Below are 18,739 nucleotides of genomic sequence, written 5' to 3' on the forward strand. Positions count from 1 at the left end.
ACCCCTCCTTTTTCAAGAAAAAACGTTATCTTTGTGCAAATTTTCCTTAACTTTATAAAGTAATCGCTTTCTTTTGTCTGTTTTATTCTAACTTTTATGATATACTGTTTTCATGACAGATTTATCAAAACAATTACTTGAAAAAGCTCATGGTGGGGCAAAATTAAATCCAGATGAGCAAAGACGCTATCTTGGTACTTTTGAGGAAAGAGTACTTGGATATGCAGATATTGATACGGCAAATAGCCCTCAACTAGAAAAAGGCTTTTTATCTATTTTAGAAAACCTTCAGGAAAAATCAGAACCTCTATTTGTGAAGATTTCCCCAACTATCGAATTTGACAAGCAAGTTTTCTACTTAAAAGAAGCAAAAGAAACTAATAGCCAAGCCACAATAGTATCTGAAGAACACACTTCTTCTCCTTTCGGCTTGGTTATCCATACCAATGCACCAGTTCAAGTAGAAGAAAAAGATCTTCGACTTGCTTTTCCAAATCTTTGGGAAGGTAAAAAGGAAGAACCAGTCAAAACATCCTTCTGGAAGAAATGGTTTGGCTAAATCTTACTCAGACTTAATAAACACCCAATATTAGCAGCCGTGTGCTCCAGATAGACACTGGCATTGTTCAAACTATCTTCTAGAGGTTCACTTTTCTCCAAAATAGAAAAGGCAGCTTGGATATTTTCAAATGATAGGGAAGGTAAATCTTCAGCGAGACTACCACAAATAGCAATAACAGGAACTCCGACAGGGGTTCTTTTTGCAACACCTATTGGAGCTTTGCCTGCTAAACTTTGACGATCTAGTCTTCCTTCACCAACAATAACCAAGTCAGCATCTACAACTTTCTTATCATAGTCAATCAAATCTAAACAAGTGTCAATTCCAGACACGATATCTGCCTGTGCAAAGGCACACAAACCGCCAGCAATGCCTCCACCAGCTCCTGCTCCTTTAAGTTCCAATGTTTCGGGTGAGACTTTTTCATAAAAATCTTGGATTGCCTGATCTACGGTCTCAAACATAGTGGGATTTAGGCCTTTTTGCTTGCCAAACGTGTAAGTTGCACCTTGATGCCCACATATGGGACTCACAACATCTGCTAAAATACGAATTTTAATATCTTCGGGTATTTCATAGCGATTTTCTGTTGAAACAGAAGCTAAGTTTAGTAAGGATTGACCGCAAGCAGGCAATACATCTCCATCCTTATCATAAAATTGATAACCCAAACCAGCAGCAATCCCCAGTCCTCCATCATTACTGGCCGTGCCACCAACTCCGATATAGATATCTTTAATCCCTTTAGCAATGAGATGAAGAAGCAACTCTCCAATACCACAAGTTTGGATTTGAAGTGGATTTCGTTCCTCTAACGGAATCTTTCCAAGGCCAACCAAATCAGCAACTTCGAATAATGCCAGTTGTCCTTTTTGAAAATAGCGCATGGCTTCTTTTTGTCCAAAAGGTCCTGTTACTTGAATCCATTTTTCTTCTAGATCGAGAGAATGTCGGATAGCATCTACAGTGCCTTCTCCTCCATCACCAACAGGACAGAGGAGACATTCTACATCTGCTATCGATTGTTGGAAGCCTCTTTTAATAGCTTCAGCCACCTCTTCAGAGCTCAAACTTTCCTTAAACGAATCTGGTGCAATTACAATCTTCATGTTTTCCCTCATTCTAAAAAGTCAATCAAAGGCAGAACGTCTAAAAAATCCCTCTTATCAACATGATTTGGTATTTCTTTTTTCAGCACTTCTTTAGCACAAAAAGCAATTCCTAGTCCTGCTGATTTCAACATTAATAAGTCATTAGCCCCATCACCGATTGCAACTGTTCTTTCTTTAGGAAGTTTGAATTCCTTTCTCCATTGTTCTAGAGTTGCTTGTTTGACCTCAGGACTGATAATGTGTCCAACTAATTTTCCTGTTAGAAGACCATCTTTGACTTCAAGTTGATTAGCAGAGAAATAGGCAATGCCAAGAGATTTTGCAAGCCTCTCAACTATTGGAGTAAATCCACCAGACACCAGACCAACTAAAATGCCTTTCTTTTGGAGAATTGAGATGAATTCTTGGGCATTAAGTGATAGATGAATTGAGTTGAAAATTTTATCAAGAGCCGAAATAGGAAGACCTTCCAACAAGGAAACTCTTTTGCTTAAATTGCTTTCAAAGTCTAACTCTCCTCTCATTGCCTGACTTGTAATCTGTGAAATTTCCTCCTCACAACCTGCCTCTCGACCCAACAAATCAATCACTTCTTCTAGGATTAAGGTTCCATCAACATCCATAACACACAATCCTTTTACTTGAGACATCAGTTCTCCTCTCTAAACAGCCCAAAAATCGTATGAAGTCATCATACGATTTTATCTATTAATTAACTAAACTATGGTACAAGTCAAGGTATGACTTGCAGGCTGTATCCCATGAGAAATCACACTCCATAGCTTGTTTTTGTAGATTTCTCCAAACATCAGGATGGTTTCTATACAAGTCCAATGCTGTTTGGAAAGTCCAATTTAACCAATAAGGTGATAGATTGTCAAAGCTAAAGCCAGTACCGCTTCCTTCGATTGGATTGAAAGCACGAACGGTATCTCGCAACCCACCAACTTCATGGACCAATGGCAAGGTTCCGTAACGCATAGCCATCATTTGAGACAGGCCACACGGTTCAAAACGACTTGGCATGAGGAAGAGGTCACAAGCAGCGTAGATTTCTTGAGCTAGTTTGACATCAAAAGTGATATTGGCTGATAGCTTGTCTGGGTAAATTTGAGCAAACCATGAGAAAGCTCCTTCAAAGGCTGGATCTCCAGTTCCCAAAAGAACAATCTGTACATCTTCTTGCAAGATATGGTGCAGACTTTCCACCACCACATCAAAACCTTTTTGACGTGTCAAACGAGAAACAATTCCCACCAGAGGAACATCAGCCCTAACTGGCAAGCCAACTCTCTCTTGTAATTTTGCTTTATTGTGGGCTTTCCCAGACAAATCTTCCTGATTAAAATGATAGTCTAAAAGAGCATCCGTCTGAGGATTATACAGGTCAGCATCAATCCCATTCACGATACCAGATACCTTACCAGACTCCATTCGAAGAATCTGATCCAAGTTACATCCAAACTGACTAGTCATAATTTCATGAGCATAGCTAGGCGAAACGGTTGAAACACGATCCGCATAGAGAATACCTGCTTTCATCCAGTTGAGACAGTTGTTCCATCGAAGGGTGCCATCAGCATAACGCTCAAAGCCAACTCCAAACAAATCCCATAACATTCCTTCTGAAAATTGTCCTTGGAATTCCAAATTATGAATGGTTAAAACAGTTTTAATGCCCTCATAGGCTTGAATCCAACGATATTTTTCCTTTAACAAGAACGGAATCATAGCTGTATGATAGTCATGAACATGGAGAAGAACAGGGATAAAGTCAATCCTTTCCATTGCCTCAATGACAGCAAGTTGGAAGAAAGCAAAGCGTTCTCCGTCATCAAAATCACCGTAAACATGACCACGGAAAAAATAATATTGATTGTCAATAAAGTAGAAGGTTACACCATTTAATACTGTTTTCTTAATTCCACAGTACTGTTTGCGCCAGCCAACGCTCACCTCAAAATGAAGAACATCTTCAATCTGGTTTCCAAATTTAGCCTCTACCATGTCATAGTAGGGGAGAATCACTGCAACTTCGTGCCCAGCTTTTACCAGTGATTTGGGAAGAGCCCCAATGACATCTCCCAAACCACCTGTTTTTGAAAAGGGTGCACCCTCAGCTGCTACAAATAAAATTTTCATGAATGAATATCCTCTGTTACTTTAGCACCTTTCTTAACAACGACTGGATGTTCTGCAGTTCCACGAATCACAACTCCATCCGCAACTTCAACACCCTTGTCCAAGATAGCATATTCTACTTGAGCACCTTCTCCAATAACAGCACGAGGGAATAAGATGCTATCTTTAACCAAACTATCCTTATGGACATGAATATTACGTGATAGAACAGAATTAGCCACTTGACCTTCAATGATACTACCAGAGGCAAACTGAGAAGTGCTTACCTTAGATGTATTAGCATAATAAGTTGGTTCTTCGTTCTTAACCTTTGTATAAATCTTTTGGTTTGGTGAGAAAAGAGAGTAGAATTTTTGCGATTCAAGCATATCTTTATTAGCTTGGTAATAAGACTCTACAGAATGAATATTTGCAAGGTAGCCTGTATACTCGTAGGCAAAAGCTCCTTCTTTAGCAGCTAAATCACGTAAAACATAGCGCAATTTCTCTGGATGGTCTTTTTTAGCCTCTTCTTCCAAACGTTCAATCAACCAAGGTGTATCAACAACAAAAATATCTGTAGACATATTGAATATTTCTTCTGTTGATTTTCTATCAAATAGCGTGTGAGAACGAACATGGTCTGTTTCATCCACTTCCAAGATCGCGTTCACTTCTGAAATATCTTTCTTAGGAAGTTTCTTATAAACAACTGTAATAGGTCCCTTCGTTGTGTTATGAAGGTGGAACACTTGGTTCAAATCAATATTAATCAAAACATCACAGTTGAGTGATACTGTTTGGTTTGACCCAGAGCGTTTTAAATAGGTGAGCAACTGTTGGTAATATTCTTTTCCTACTGTGCTACTCTCAACTCGTGTATTATAAATTCCTAGATAATAGTGACTAAGAAGAGTTGACAAGCCCCACTCACGCCCTGAACGGATATGGTCAAAAACAGAACTAATATTATCCTGCTGAAAAATACCAAAAACACTGCGAACACCCGCATTGGCAAGACTTGAGAGCGGGAAGTCAATCAAACGATATTTACCGCCAAATGGCAAACTAGCTACTGGACGGTGGTCTGTCAATGTTGACATATCATGAAAACCAACTGTGTTTCCTAAAATGGCAGAATATTTATCAATCTTCATCTGTTGCTACCCCCACTACTTCATTATATCCTACAACTTGTACTTCTTCTGTTCCATCAATTTCGACACCATCAGAAATAACTGCACCTTCACCAATAATAGCACGTTTGATTTTAGCTCCGTGTCCAATAATGGCTCCACTCATGATAACTGAATCTACTACTTCTGCTCCTTCGCGAACTTGCGCACCTGTTGAAAGGATAGAGTGTTTAACAGTTCCATCAACGAAACATCCGTCTACAACTAATGAGTCTTCCACATGAGCATTTGCCCCAAGGAAGTTTGGTGGTGAAATTAAGTTTCTTGAGTAAATCTTCCATTGACGGTTACGGCTGTCCAAGGCATTTTCTGGAGAAATGTACTCCATGTTCGCTTCCCAAAGCGACTCAATCGTACCAACATCTTTCCAATAACCTTTAAATTCATAGGCATAGACACTTTCACCTGACTCAAGGTAATTTGGAATGACATTTTTACCGAAGTCTGACATATCGACATTGCTCTTTTCAGCAGCAACGAGCATATTGCGAAGGCGTTGCCAATCAAAGATATAAATTCCCATAGAAGCTTTGGTAGATTTAGGTTGAGCTGGTTTTTCTTCAAATTCAACAATGCGGTTATTGGCATCGGTGTTCATAATACCAAAACGGCTTGCTTCTTTCAGAGGAACGTCTAAAACCGCTACTGTCAAACTGGCATTATTATCCTTGTGAGACTGAAGCATATCATCATAGTCCATTTTGTAGATGTGGTCCCCAGACAGAATCAAAACATACTCAGGGTTGACACTGTCGATATAGTCGATATTTTGATAAATAGCGTGACTAGTTCCTTCAAACCAACGATTTCCTTCACTTGCTGAATAAGGTTGAAGGATAGAGACACCAGAATTAATCCCATCTAGACCCCAACTTGAACCATTCCCAATATGATTGTTAAGAGCAAGTGGTTGATACTGTGTGATGACTCCAACATTGTGGATGCCTGAGTTGGCACAGTTTGAGAGAGCAAAGTCAATGATACGGTAGCGCCCACCAAATTGCACAGCTGGTTTTGCGATGCTTTGAGTAAGTTTACCGAGACGAGTTCCTTGCCCACCAGCAAGAATCAAAGCTAACATTTCATTCTTCATTTTCTACTCCTTTTTGGTTTTTACTTGTGACAGTTTTAGTAGGTTTCAAGCGACGCTTGATTTTCCATACACTAGCTCCCATAGCCGGTAGGGTAAAGGTTAAAGTCTGCTCATAATCTTTCCAAAGTCCTTCTTGCGTTTGAACCGTTTGATTATGTTCTTTCCAGACACCTCCCCACTCCTCTAACTCAGTATTCCAGACTTCTTCGTAAATCCCTGCAACAGGAAGTCCGATTGTAAAATCTTTTCGTTCGACAGGTGCCATATTAAAGACACAGACTAACATATCGCCCTTTTTACCCTTACGGATGAAGGACAGAACACTCTGGTCACGATTATCCGCATCGATGATTTCAATACCATCATAGCTGGTATCGATTTCCCACAGACAGCGATGGTCTTTGTAAAATTGATTAAGCTGAGAAGTGAAATACTTCATCTTAGCATTCATAGGGTCTTCTAGATTAGACCATTCCAACTGTTCTTCAGATTTCCATTCTAGGAATTGCCCATATTCACTACCCATGAAGAGCAATTTTTTACCTGGGTGACAAATTTGGTAAGTGTAGAGATTGCGCAAGCCTGCGAATTGATTATAACGATCTCCCCACATCTTGTGCATCATACTCTTCTTGCCATGAACCACTTCATCGTGTGAGAATGGTAGGAGATAATTCTCCTTGAAGACATACATAAAGCTGAAAGTCACTAGGTTAAAGTCATACTTACGGTAAATAGGGTCTTCTTCGTAGAAACGGAGGATGTCATTCATCCAGCCCATATTCCATTTGTAGTCAAAGCCAAGACCATCTGAATCCTTGGTGTCAGTAATCTGAGTAGCTGATGAACTTTCCTCAGCTATCATCATAACGTCTGGATGAGTTTGTTTAATGACATCATTCAAACGTTTTAAGAAATAATATCCTTCATAGTTGAGATTACCACCATCCTTGTTAGGTGTCCATGGGGCATCATCGTAATCTAGATAGAGCATGTTGCTAACTGCATCCACGCGAATACCGTCTAGATGGTAAAAGTCAATCCAAAACTTAATACTAGAAATCAAGAAAGACTGGACTTCATTCTTTCCGAGGTCAAAATTGAGTGCTCCCCAACCGTAGTTATGAGCCTTATTATGGTCTTGGTATTCAAAAGTCGGTGTTCCATCATAATAGGCCAAGGCATCATCATTGATAGTAAAGTGACCAGGTACCCAGTCTACAATAACCCCTATATTGTTTAGGTGACATTCCTCAACAAAATCTTGAAACTCTTCAGGACGACCATAGGCATGCTCTAGAGCAAAGTAACCCATAAGCTGATAACCCCAACTCAAACCGAGTGGGTGAGACATCAAGGGCATAAACTCAATGTGAGTATAGTTCATCTCAACCAAGTAAGGAATGAGTTCATCTTTCAATTGAGCAAAACTATAGGGGCTGCCATCAGGATTTCTCTTCCAAGAGCCAGCATGAGCCTCGTAAATATTGACAGGACGCTCTTCAAAACTCAAGCGTTTTCTACGGGCTAGCCAGAGTCCATCCTTCCATTTTTTCTCTGGAATCTCTGTTAAAATAGCACCAGTCCCAGGTCGTGCCTCATACCGTACAGCCAAAGGGTCAACCTTCATCAGCTGATGACCATTTGCACGTGTGATATGGTACTTGTAAATTTGGCCTTCTTGAGCAAGACTTGTAAAGACTTCCCAGACTCCAAATTCATTCCGTTCCATCGGAATTTGATTTTCAACCCAATTGGTGAAATCCCCTACCAAGTGAACTGCCTGAGCATTGGGTGCCCAAACTCGGAAAGTATAGCCAGACTCACCATCTTTTTCTTCCCTATGCGCTCCCAGATAATGCTGGAGGTGAAAATTCTCACCTGTCATAAAAGTTTCTAAAGCTTTTTTCTTATCCATACACCCTCCTATCTTTTGTAAGCGTTTTCTATAGTTTTATTATACTATCTTTTTAGATAAGATTCAAGTAAATTACTATATTTGCTAAAAATTCTTTTGAAAGTCTTCAACAAATTCACTGATGTATTCACTTGTAAATCAAGAAATTTTCAGAAACGCTTTGAAAACGAATTGTTTTTTAACAATATTATCATAAAGTTCGTTATTTTACTAACAAAAAAATAATTTCAAGTAAAAAAATAAACCAGGAAATGAATTTCCTGATTTTATTGTTTTTAAGAGATAAAGCACTGTAAATGAATTTAAATTGTAAAATTCTACAAAACTTTAAAGACGCTGGCGCTAACGCCACCAACCGTGTCTTTATCAGCTAAATGGCTATTGGTCACCAACAGTTCTAGATTTCCAGCATTTTCAAACTGGAAGTCTTGCCCTTTAGCATTAAAGACAACCAATAAGTGTTCTTCCCCGTGAATTTCATAAACAATCCAACCACTATGCTCATTTGCTGAATGAACAAAGACATGATGGTAAATTTCTTCATAAGTAGGGTAAGAAAAAGCACTGGTTTCTGTCTTCAATCGAATCATCTGACGGATAAAGTCAATACTGTCTTGACGCTCATTAAGCAAGTCCCAGTTCACTTGATTCACACTGTCAGGAGCATTATAGCTATTCATAGCACGCTCTCTATCATCATGGGTCAACTCACCATTTTCACCAGTCGCAACCAGTTTGGTACGACCAAATTCTTGACCGATTTCCATAAAGGCCATCCCTTGCATAAGCAGATTCATGGCTGTGGCAGTTTCGACCTTACGCATGATTTGCTCGGAACTTTGGTCTGGATGAAGGGTTGCCAACAAATCGTGAAGATTGTAATTGTCATGGGCCTCTACATAGTTAAGCACCTGATTTGGATGTGTATAGGTTCCTAATTCACGGCTTCCTAGGATTGCTTTGGCTAGAATGGGCTCTGTCGCAGCACCACTAACAAAACCTGACTTGATAGCACCATAAACTTCTCCCCCTTTGACAGCATCGCGTTGATTGTCATTAAAGAAACCGATGTTTGGCATCTGGTAGGCATTGTCCTTCTTAGCCTTATCATAAGGCGCAAGACCTGTTCCCATATCCCATCCTTCTCCATAAAGGATAATGTTAGGGTCAATTTCATCCAAACTCTGACGAATCATCTGCATAGTCTTGACATCATGAATCCCCATCAAGTCAAAACGGAAGCCGTCAATATTGTATTCCTGCACCCAGTATAGGAGAGAATCAATCATATACTTTCGGAACATTTCGTGTTCACTGGCTGTTTCATTTCCAACACCCGTTCCATTCTGGAAGGTACCGTCTGGATTCATACGATAATAGTAATCAGGGACTGTTGTTTGGAAAGGTGCATCAACAACTGAGAAGGTATGGTTATAGACCACGTCCATAATAACACCAATACCCGCATCATGATAGGCTTGAACCATGGTCTTCAAATCACGAATGACCTGAGCTGGATCCTCTGGATTGGTTGAAAGGCTGGTTTCTGGTGCATTATAGTTTTGTGGATCATAACCCCAGTTGTAGGTTACATTCCCATCCGCACCATATTCTTTGTGACGGTCTGCAATTGGTTGCAATTGAACATAATTATAGCCCAACTTCTTAATGTAATCAAAAGCAGTTGCTTGGCCGTACTGGTTAACTGTTCCAGTCTGAGCAGCACCCAAAAAAGTTCCTCGAAGATGTTCATCTACACCTGAGGTCGGTGATTTGGTCAAATCACGAATGTGCATTTCACAAATAACTGCCTTACATGGATTTGCCAAGCGCCAAGTAGCCTCTGAACCATGCTTAACCTCGAAGCTTGCAACTTGCTTTTCTTCATGGCTCAGGATAGCTGATCGTTTGCCATCAGGACTGGTTGCGATAGTGTATGGGTCGCGTGTCACTGTTTGGTGATGAGGAAATTGGACTTGATACTGATAAGCCTTACCAGTCAAATCTTCCTCAACATCCAAACTCCAGACACCAATAGTATTGTCCTTATGGTTATAAGAGTAGCTATTGCCTCTCTCCATATCAAAAGTCTTCCAAACAGGTGCATCATTAGTAGCTGATTCATAAACAACAACCTGCACTTCTGTCGCTGTTGGAGCCCAAAGGGAAAAATGAGCCTGATTGTCCTCTACACGGCACCCCAATTCTCCTTGGTAACCCCAATGATGGTCAAAACTGGCACTGTTAATAGCCTTATCAAAGGCAAAAGGATTTTGATTCTTATAGAAAGGACTGGCAATAGCAGGATTTTCAGAATAATAAATTCTGTCATCACCTTCCAAAATCCAGACCTCTGTTAAAAGAGGGTAGTGATTGAAACGGATTGCATATTCTTTACTGGTTTGTCCTGTATGAACCACAAAATTTAAGCTTTCTAAGGCATGAGAACTTGGGTGTTCAAAACTAAATAAAGCGCCAAAATAATCTTCTTTGTAGGTCAGCAAATCAATCCGTTGATCCTGACTTTTTACAAAAGAGCAAGTATCGTATTCACCATTCTTGCGGTGGTAATGAATGCGCATAGGGTAGTTATACATTTTTTATTTTTCCTTTTTTGATTTGTTTCTATTTCACTAATAAATTTTTGACCGATTTTGTCCTGATTAACAAACTAGTTATACTGTCTAAACTCTGATTTTAAACGATTATTACAAGCTTTCTAGCCAAGCTTCATCTCGAACTTCGATACCAAGTTCTTGTGCTTTTTGCAGTTTACTTCCAGCATCTGCTCCTGCCACAACAAGGTCTGTCTTTTTAGAAACACTGCCTGTTACTTTTGCACCCAGACTTTCGAGTTTGCTTTTAGCTTCTGAGCGCTTGAGACGTTCCAATTTCCCAGTCAATACAACGGTCAAACCTGACAAGGCTGCATCCGCAACTACTGTCTGTCCTTTATAGTCCAGATTGACCCCAGCTTCTTTCAATTCTCTGAGGAGAATTTCAGAGCCCTCTGTCGCAAAATAAGTCTGAAGACTCTTGGCAATCACACCACCTAGACTCTCAATACTAGCCACTTCCTCTGGATCTGCCTGAGCCAGATTTTCAATTGAATGGAAATGTTGGAGTAAGAGCTGACTGGCCTTACTGCCGACATGACGAATGCCAAGACCAAACAAGAGCTTCTCAGCAGAATTTTCCTTAGATACTTGAATGGCCTGATACAGTTTAGCAGCGGACTTTTCCTTAACCCCCTCTAAAAGGAGGAAATCTTCTTCTTTCAAACGATAAATATCTGCCACATCCTTGACTAAATTAGCAGCGAAAAGTTTCTCAACAATAGATGGACCAAGGCCTGTAATATTCATAGCATCACGAGAAGCAAAATGAATCAAGCCTTCCATGATTTGGGCAGGGCAACGTGGATTGATACAACGGAGAGCCACTTCATCTTCAAAGTGCAACAAGTCAGAATTACAACTTGGACAGTTTGTAGGGATATCCAGTTTCTCTTCAGAAACCCGTTTGGACTCTACCACACGCAAGACGGCAGGGATGATATCACCAGCCTTATAGACGATAACCGTGTCGTCTTTACGGATATCTTTTTCAGCAATATAATCCACATTGTGCAGGGTCGCACGACTAACAGTCGTACCAGCAAGCTGAACTGGTGTCAGATTTGCAGTTGGGGTTACAACACCCGTACGGCCAACTGTCCAATCAACTGAGAGCAGTTTAGCTTCTTTTTCCTCAGCAGGGAACTTGTAGGCTACTGCCCACTTTGGAGCTTTAACGGTAAAACCGAGTTCCTCTTGACCTGCTAGGTCATTGACCTTGATTACTACTCCATCAATATCATAAGGTAGATTGTCCCTTTCATGCCCTACTTCTTGGATAAAATCCCAGATTTCATCTATGTTTTCAGCCAAGATTCGCTTAGGATTGACCACAAAACCAAGTTGTTCTAGGTGCTTCAAAACCTTTTCTTGACTATCACGAGTTGAAGGGCTGGCTTCTTGATAGAGGAACGTTGCAAGATTGCGCTTGGCAACTACTCCTGTATCCAACTGACGCAGTGTTCCTGCCGCTGCATTACGAGGATTAGCAAATTCGGGCTCTCCATTTTCTTGGCGAGCTTGGTTGACCTGAACAAAAGAAGCGCGTGGCATATAACATTCCCCACGAACTGTGATATCTAATTCTTCTGGCAAGGTCAAAGGAATGTCCTTAACGCGCTTGAGGTTTTCCGTGATATTCTCCCCAACAGACCCATCACCACGTGTTGCCCCAGCAACCAAAATACCCTTTTCATAAGTAAGCGAGATAGATAAGCCATCGATTTTCAACTCACAAATATAGGTCGGATGAGCCACTTCCTTACGAACACGCGCATCAAAAGCTTCAAGCTCCTCACGTGAAAAAGCATCCTGCAAACTATAAAGAGGATACTGATGACTGTATTTTTCAAAACCATCTAAGACTTTGCCACCAACACGATGGGTCGGACTGTCTGCTAACACTTGATCTGGATAGGCAGTCTCTAACTCAACCAACTCTCGGTAAAGGCGATCATACTCACTGTCTGAAACCGAGGGATTATCGCTAGTATAGTACTCAGTCGCATAGCGATTAAGCAAGGCGACTAACTCATTCATTCTTTTATTCATAAGACCATTTTACCATAAACTAAGCCCTCCTCACAAACGAGAAGGGCGGAAAAATACTTAGATTGGAATTATTTTTAAAACTCAAACAGACTTATGTCTCTTTTTCAAAATGAGTTCGAACATAGCCAAGAGCTAAGAGAGATAAGGCGACAACTCCAAATCCTATAATCAAGAAAGAATAAAGATGGACACTTGGAAGCCAGGTCATTAAACCTGTTGCAATAGGCATAAATAGTATAGCCACGGTATAAATCGAACTGAGAACTCTGCCAAGATATTCACCTTCAACCTTGGTTTGTACTTGAGTAAAAAAGTGAATATTGAAAATTGTCATAAAGAGTTCACAAACGAAATTGCCTGAAAAAGCAAGATAGGATGGGAGGGTAAATCCCATTATCATCACTCCAAGTCCAGTCAGAGCCAATAAAAACAGAAGCATTTCCATACTGGCTTTAATCTTACTAGCTAGCAAAGCCCCAACAATAGATCCGATAGCCCCCATTGTCAAAATAGTGGCATAGGCACCTTGTACTCCATAGAGCTGATTTGAAAAGGGAAGGAGATAATTAAAGGCTGCGAAGAAAAAATTGACACTTGAAGCCATGACTAACAAAAAGAAGATTTCCTTTTGCTTCACAATATAGTGAACTCCCTCCTTGATATCAGAAAAAATAACTTTGAATGTAAGTTTCTTCTCCCCCAAAGTCTTCTCTTCTTTCTTTGGAAGCAAGGCTACCAAGCCAAAAGCGAGAAAAAAACTAAGGGCATCTAATACCAAGGTAATCCGAAGACTTGCAAATTGTAAAACCAGAAAAGAAAGTACAGGAGAACTCACACTGACAACCTGCAAGACCAACTCCAAACGAGAATTGTAGAGGACCAGTTCATCCTTCTCTACCAATTCTGTGATAATGGCCTTATTTGCTGGTCTAGAAAAGGCGAAAGCAATAGCCTGAACAATATTGGCAAAAATCAAAGCCCCAATCATCCAGCTATCATTCCTTATAAAAGAAATAGCCAGACAAAGAATCCCACAAACAAGATCCGTCGCCATTAAAATCCTACGACGAGAAAAACGGTCTGAAACGACTCCGCCAAAAGGATTTACGAGAATAGATGTGACAAGTTCAGAAATCTGATACATTCCTAAAACTGTCTGTCCGATAGTCCCCATGGAAGCCAACCAGACACTATTTCCATAATCATAGAGCATATTCCCTATCTTGTTAACAGCTCCGCGGCTAATCAACTGCACTGCATAGCGATTCATATAAAAACTCCTCTCAAATTTTGAAACTATTGTATCAAAACCGAAAGGAGCTTTTTATTTTTTCCCTTATTTGGGAAAATTAATCTTTGACAAATTTTTCATAGTGTTCCTGATAGTAGGCTACTTGCTCTGGAAGACCTAGCAGGTCAAAAATATGCATGGCCTCTTTCATTTGGCTACAACCTTCTTTACACTGTCCTTTTTGGTAGAAGGCAAAACCTTTTAGATAATGGAAAATATTACGCTCATAAAGCTTAATACCTTTACCAATAATCTTCTCTGTATAAGCCTCGAAATAACTAGCATTATCAAAAGAAAGATGCTCTAAACAATGCTGGTAACAATTGAGGGCCAAAATCAACACCAATCTCTTATGGCGACCAATCTCTATGTAAAACTCCTCCCTCTCCATAACTTCTCTACCAATCCGAGTGACATAGTCCACATCGTAGAAACTATAGAGGTTACCGAAAAGAATCAACTCATACATGGTCCATTCTTCCGTTTTGAAGAGGTAATCTGCTACCTTATCCAAATCATCCTGCTTCATATCATAAGTCGCATCTCTTTGACAAATCAGACCTTGCATCAAAATCCAATTCAGCTCAAAATAAAGGGGATTCGTCGAACTCTTAGCCTTTTCAAGTTGTTCACTTTGAAGCTTTTGAAAACCTGCAATATCATTTGAGTAGTAAAGGGGTACAATTTGTCCCATCATGGCAACATGTTCATGATTGTGAAAATTCCTTGCCTTATCCATGAAATTTTCGATTGTGACATGAATGTTATCCAAAAGCTCAAAGAAACGTGAGACTGCTAGGTCAGACTCCCCAAGCTCAAAGCGAGATAACTGAGAGGTTGAACAGGACTCGCCTGCCGCCTCCTTTAAAGAATAATTTCCACTTGTCCGAAATTCACGAAATACTTTTCCAAGATGTTCCATTTTACACCTGCTCTGATAATTCTTCCCATTCAAGCATAGCTTCTTCCTGACGGTGGCTGATTTTGTCCAGCTCAGCCTGTAATTCCATGAGTTTACCTGCATCGTTGGTTTCCAACATTTGTTCAGAAATGGCTTGACTCTGACTTTCTAACTCTTCGATTTCAGCTTCTAGACTTTCGATTTGTCGCATGAGTTTGCGGGCTTCTTTTTGACTTTCTTTCTGGGCCTGATAATCATTGACTGGAGTTACTTCATTTGCTTGATTGTTAGTTGAAGCTTCCTCAGTCTGGCTCATTTCTACTTCTGCTTTCTTCTCAACATAGTAGTCGTAATCTCCCAAGTAAAGAGTCGAGCCATTCTCAGACAATTCCAGTACATGAGTTGCCACACGATTGATAAAGTAACGATCGTGACTGACGAAGAGAAGAGTTCCATCGAAGTCAATCAAGGCATTTTCCAACACTTCCTTGCTATCAATATCCAGATGGTTGGTTGGCTCATCCAGAATCAAGAAGTTGTTGTTTTCCATAGACAATTTAGCAAGAAGTAAACGAGCTTTCTCGCCCCCAGATAGCATGCCAACTGATTTTTTAACATCATCTCCTGAGAAAAGGAAGGCACCTAGACGGTTACGGATTTCAACTTCTGGTGTTAACTTAAAATCATTCCAGAGTTCATCCAATACAGTATTACTTGGTGTCAGCTTGCTTTGGGTTTGATCATAGTAACCAACCTCAACATTGGCGCCAAAGCGCTTCTCACCCTTGATAAAAGGAATCTGGTCCACAATAGACTTGATAAAGGTTGACTTGCCAATACCATTTGGACCAACGATGGCGACAGCATTCATCTTACGAAGGTCTAGGCTGATAGGCTCTGACAATATTTCCCCATCATAGCCAATAGCCGCATTTTCAACAGTCAAAACAACATTACCCGACGTTTTTTCAGACTGGAAGGTCATATTGGCTGCTTTCTTACCAGCTTCCGGCTTGTCCAAACGATCCATTTTTTCCAGTTGTTTACGACGAGATTGGGCACGTTTGGTCGTTGAAGCTCGGACTAGATTACGATTGACAAAGTCTTCCAGAGCTGCAATTTCCTTCTGTTGCTTTTCATAATTTTTGGCTTCAGTTAGAAGTTTTTGCTCTTTCAATTCGACAAAACGAGAGTAGTTGCCCACATAGCGATCCAAGGAATGCTTGGTCAAATCCAGCGTAATCGTCGCAACCTTATCCAAGAAATAACGGTCGTGGCTGACAATAATGAGAGCACCGCTATAATTTACCAAGTAATTCTCTAGCCAGGCTATGGTTTCAATATCCAAGTGGTTGGTTGGCTCGTCCAAGACCAAGAGATTTGGCTTTTCAAGGAGCATTTTAGCAAGCGCCAAACGAGTATTTTGACCACCCGAAAGCTCAGCAATTTTCATCTGCCACATAGATTCATCAAACTTGAATCCATTTAAAATCGTTCGAATATCAGCTTCATAGGTAAAGCCACCTGCTTGACGAAAATTCTCAGATAAGCGGTCATAATCTGACATCAGTTTATCCAAATCCTCACCAGACTTTTCACCCATCTCCAACTCCATCTGACGAAGTTGTTGCTCTGTCCGACGTAAGTCATCAAAGACATGAAGCATCTCATCGTAGATGGTATTTTCAGACTCAAAACGGCTATCTTGGGCTAGGTAAGACAGAGAAATATCTTTTTTCTTATTAATTTCTCCACTAGTTGGCTCCTCTTCTCCAACTAAAATCTTCAAAAGAGTAGACTTCCCTGCACCATTTTTCCCAACAAGAGCAATCCTGTCTCGTTCATCAACTTGCAGATTGATATTATCAAAAAGAACCTCTCCTGCAAAAGAACGTTCAATTTTATTAGCTTGTAAAATAATCATACAAACAGTATAGCATGTTTCCCTAAGGCATTCAAGACTTGATAAACCAGTATATGACACCACTTTTCTGAGAATTATGCTACCGTTTTACTAAAACGCTAAAAAGTGCTATAATGTGAACGGTTAAAACAATTTACAAAAAGGAGAATTTCAATGTCTTACCAAGAAAATTATCAGAAATGGGTTGATTTTGCAGAGCTTCCTGACTATCTTCGTCAAGATTTGGAAAATATGGACGAAAAAACGAAGGAAGATGCCTTCTATACAAATCTTGAATTTGGTACTGCAGGTATGCGTGGCCTGATTGGTGCTGGTACAAACCGCATCAACATCTACGTTGTTCGCCAAGCTACTGAAGGATTGGCTCGTTTGATTGAGTCAAAAGGTGGAAATGAAAAAGAACGTGGTGTGGCAATTGCCTACGATAGCCGTCACTTCTCACCTGAGTTTGCCTTTGAATCTGCGGCAGTTCTTGCTAAACACGGCATCAAATCTTACGTATTTGAAAGCCTTCGTCCAACTCCAGAATTATCATTTGCAGTTCGTCACCTCAACTGTTTCGCAGGTATCATGGTCACAGCCAGCCACAACCCTGCACCATTTAACGGATACAAGGTTTACGGTGAAGACGGTGGACAAATGCCTCCACACGACGCGGATGCTTTGACTACTTATATCCGTGCAATCGAAAATCCATTTGCAGTTGAAGTTGCTGATGTGGAAGCTGAAAAAGCTTCTGGCTTGATTGAAGTTATCGGCGAAGCTGTCGATGTGGAATACCTTAAAGAGGTTAAAGACGTAAACATCAACCCAGCCTTGATTGAAGAATTTGGTAAAGACATGAAGATTGTCTACACACCACTGCATGGTACTGGTGAAATGTTGGCTCGTCGTGCTCTTGCCCAAGCAGGATTTGACTCTGTTCAAGTCGTTGAAGCGCAAGCAACTGCTGATCCAGACTTTTCAACTGTAAAATCTCCAAACCCAGAAAGCCAAGCAGCCTTTGCCCTTGCTGAAGAACTTGGTCGTCAAGTTGGTGCAGACGTTCTTGTCGCAACTGACCCTGATGCTGACCGTGTTGGTGTTGAAGTTCTTCAAAAAGATGGTAGCTACCTCAACCTTTCAGGTAACCAAATCGGTGCCATCATGGCTAAATACATCTTGGAAGCCCACAAAAACGCTAGAACTCTTCCAGAAAACGCGGCTCTTTGCAAATCTATCGTATCAACTGACTTGGTAACGAAGATTGCTGAAAGCTACGGCGCAACCATGTTCAACGTTTTGACAGGTTTCAAATTTATCGCTGAAAAAATCCAAGAATTTGAAGAAAAACACAATCACACTTACATGATGGGATTTGAAGAAAGCTTCGGTTACTTGATTAAACCATTCGTACGTGATAAAGATGCAATCCAAGCCGTTCTTGTCGTTGCTGAGCTTGCTGCCTACTACCGTTCACGTGGTTTGACTCTTGCTGACGGTATCGAAGAAATCTACAAAGAGTACGGCTACTATGCAGAAAAGACAATCTCTGTTACCCTTTCAGGTGTCGATGGTGCTGAACAAATCAAAGCGATTATGGCTAAATTCCGCAACAATGCTCCAAAAGAATGGAACGCAACAGCTATCACTGTCGTAGAAGACTTCAAAGCTCAAACAGCTACTGCTGCTGACGGCACTGTTACAAACTTGACAACTCCTCCAAGTGATGTGTTGAAATACACACTTGCTGACGGTTCATGGATTGCTGTTCGCCCTTCAGGTACAGAACCAAAAATCAAGTTCTACATTGCAGTTGTAGGTGAAACCAACGAAGAATCACAAGCTAAGATTGCGAATATCGAAGCAGAAATCAATGCTTTTGTAAAATAAAGTCCTATAAAAGATGAGACCAACCAATCAATGTCATTAAGTTAAGAAATTCAAATACAATTCTGTATTTGGGTTTCTTTTT

At 40.4% G+C, this 18,739-nt stretch carries 13 protein-coding genes; 2 read left to right on the forward strand and 11 right to left on the reverse strand.

The genetic code is table 11. The annotated features are described in order from the left end of the window. Window positions 1-112 precede the first annotated feature (112 nt). Window positions 113-559: a DUF1694 domain-containing protein gene (locus RWM06_RS05660; RefSeq protein WP_313970419.1), complete on the forward strand. Its 447-nt coding sequence runs from the start codon at window positions 113-115 to the stop codon at window positions 557-559. On the opposite strand, the gene RWM06_RS05665 is transcribed toward RWM06_RS05660, so the two are convergent. The 11 genes from RWM06_RS05665 to abc-f form a co-directional block, all read right to left on the reverse strand. Next, window positions 556-1,671, reverse strand: a complete 1,116-nt coding sequence (locus tag RWM06_RS05665) for a glycerate kinase (protein ID WP_033683705.1) — start codon at window positions 1,669-1,671, stop codon at window positions 556-558. The two genes, RWM06_RS05660 and RWM06_RS05665, sit on opposite strands and share 4 nt — an antisense overlap. Window positions 1,672-1,679: 8 nt before the next feature. Next, entirely contained in the window at window positions 1,680-2,324 is a 645-nt protein-coding gene (gene serB / locus RWM06_RS05670) for a phosphoserine phosphatase SerB (RefSeq protein WP_313970420.1), read from the reverse strand. Window positions 2,325-2,382: 58 nt separating this feature from the next. After that, window positions 2,383-3,816, reverse strand: coding sequence for a glycogen synthase GlgA (gene glgA, locus RWM06_RS05675; RefSeq protein ID WP_313970421.1), 1,434 nt, complete (start codon window positions 3,814-3,816; stop codon window positions 2,383-2,385). Next, window positions 3,813-4,952 (reverse strand): glucose-1-phosphate adenylyltransferase subunit GlgD, encoded by a 1,140-nt coding sequence (gene glgD, locus RWM06_RS05680; protein ID WP_261143499.1) that lies wholly within the window; start codon window positions 4,950-4,952, stop codon window positions 3,813-3,815. The genes glgA and glgD overlap by 4 nt, the downstream gene beginning before the upstream one ends. Beyond that, a complete protein-coding gene (locus tag RWM06_RS05685; protein ID WP_313970422.1) occupies window positions 4,942-6,084 on the reverse strand; it encodes a glucose-1-phosphate adenylyltransferase in 1,143 nt (380 codons plus the stop codon). The genes glgD and RWM06_RS05685 overlap by 11 nt, the downstream gene beginning before the upstream one ends. Then, window positions 6,074-8,002 carry a 1,4-alpha-glucan branching protein GlgB gene (glgB, locus tag RWM06_RS05690; protein WP_313970423.1) on the reverse strand — a complete coding sequence of 643 codons (1,929 nt, stop codon included), beginning with the start codon at window positions 8,000-8,002 and terminating at the stop codon, window positions 6,074-6,076. Before glgB ends, RWM06_RS05685 begins: the two co-directional genes overlap by 11 nt. Window positions 8,003-8,319: 317 nt before the next feature. Next, a complete protein-coding gene (pulA, locus tag RWM06_RS05695) occupies window positions 8,320-10,599 on the reverse strand; it encodes a type I pullulanase (protein WP_313970424.1) in 2,280 nt (759 codons plus the stop codon). A 111-nt stretch (window positions 10,600-10,710) separates the two neighbouring features. Beyond that, the gene (gene ligA / locus RWM06_RS05700; protein ID WP_313970425.1) at window positions 10,711-12,669 is read right to left on the reverse strand and encodes an NAD-dependent DNA ligase LigA; all 1,959 of its coding nucleotides are present in this window, start codon (window positions 12,667-12,669) and stop codon (window positions 10,711-10,713) included. Between the two features lie 91 nt (window positions 12,670-12,760). Beyond that, window positions 12,761-13,939, reverse strand: coding sequence for an MFS transporter (locus RWM06_RS05705; RefSeq protein ID WP_313970426.1), 1,179 nt, complete (start codon window positions 13,937-13,939; stop codon window positions 12,761-12,763). 79 nt (window positions 13,940-14,018) lie between these two features. Beyond that, the gene (locus RWM06_RS05710) at window positions 14,019-14,882 is read right to left on the reverse strand and encodes a MutR family transcriptional regulator (RefSeq protein ID WP_313970427.1); all 864 of its coding nucleotides are present in this window, start codon (window positions 14,880-14,882) and stop codon (window positions 14,019-14,021) included. 1 nt (window position 14,883) lies between these two features. Then, complete coding sequence (abc-f, locus tag RWM06_RS05715) at window positions 14,884-16,785, reverse strand: ribosomal protection-like ABC-F family protein (RefSeq protein WP_313970428.1); 1,902 nt, start codon at window positions 16,783-16,785, stop codon at window positions 14,884-14,886. A 153-nt stretch (window positions 16,786-16,938) separates the two neighbouring features. Between abc-f and RWM06_RS05720 the strand changes: the two genes are divergently transcribed. Continuing rightward, window positions 16,939-18,657 (forward strand): phospho-sugar mutase, encoded by a 1,719-nt coding sequence (locus tag RWM06_RS05720; RefSeq protein ID WP_313970429.1) that lies wholly within the window; start codon window positions 16,939-16,941, stop codon window positions 18,655-18,657. The last annotated feature ends 82 nt before the right edge of the window (window positions 18,658-18,739 follow it).

Origin of the sequence: uncultured Streptococcus sp. (assembly GCF_963516575.1) — a bacterium.
Classification (GTDB): Bacteria; Bacillota; Bacilli; order Lactobacillales; family Streptococcaceae; genus Streptococcus.

What these genes read in the sequence shown, in the direction of transcription:
- glgB (WP_313970423.1), bottom strand. Translation starts at nt 8,002, where the DNA reads ATGGATAAGAAAAAAGCTTTAGAAACTTTTATGACAGGTGAGAATTTT.
- RWM06_RS05710 (WP_313970427.1), bottom strand. Translation starts at nt 14,882, where the DNA reads ATGGAACATCTTGGAAAAGTATTTCGTGAATTTCGGACAAGTGGAAAT.
- RWM06_RS05660 (WP_313970419.1), top strand. Translation starts at nt 113, where the DNA reads ATGACAGATTTATCAAAACAATTACTTGAAAAAGCTCATGGTGGGGCA.
- serB (WP_313970420.1), bottom strand. Translation starts at nt 2,324, where the DNA reads ATGTCTCAAGTAAAAGGATTGTGTGTTATGGATGTTGATGGAACCTTA.
- RWM06_RS05705 (WP_313970426.1), bottom strand. Translation starts at nt 13,939, where the DNA reads ATGAATCGCTATGCAGTGCAGTTGATTAGCCGCGGAGCTGTTAACAAG.
- glgD (WP_261143499.1), bottom strand. Translation starts at nt 4,952, where the DNA reads ATGAAGATTGATAAATATTCTGCCATTTTAGGAAACACAGTTGGTTTT.
- pulA (WP_313970424.1), bottom strand. Translation starts at nt 10,599, where the DNA reads ATGTATAACTACCCTATGCGCATTCATTACCACCGCAAGAATGGTGAA.
- RWM06_RS05720 (WP_313970429.1), top strand. Translation starts at nt 16,939, where the DNA reads ATGTCTTACCAAGAAAATTATCAGAAATGGGTTGATTTTGCAGAGCTT.
- glgA (WP_313970421.1), bottom strand. Translation starts at nt 3,816, where the DNA reads ATGAAAATTTTATTTGTAGCAGCTGAGGGTGCACCCTTTTCAAAAACA.
- ligA (WP_313970425.1), bottom strand. Translation starts at nt 12,669, where the DNA reads ATGAATAAAAGAATGAATGAGTTAGTCGCCTTGCTTAATCGCTATGCG.
- RWM06_RS05665 (WP_033683705.1), bottom strand. Translation starts at nt 1,671, where the DNA reads ATGAAGATTGTAATTGCACCAGATTCGTTTAAGGAAAGTTTGAGCTCT.
- RWM06_RS05685 (WP_313970422.1), bottom strand. Translation starts at nt 6,084, where the DNA reads ATGAAGAATGAAATGTTAGCTTTGATTCTTGCTGGTGGGCAAGGAACT.
- abc-f (WP_313970428.1), bottom strand. Translation starts at nt 16,785, where the DNA reads ATGATTATTTTACAAGCTAATAAAATTGAACGTTCTTTTGCAGGAGAG.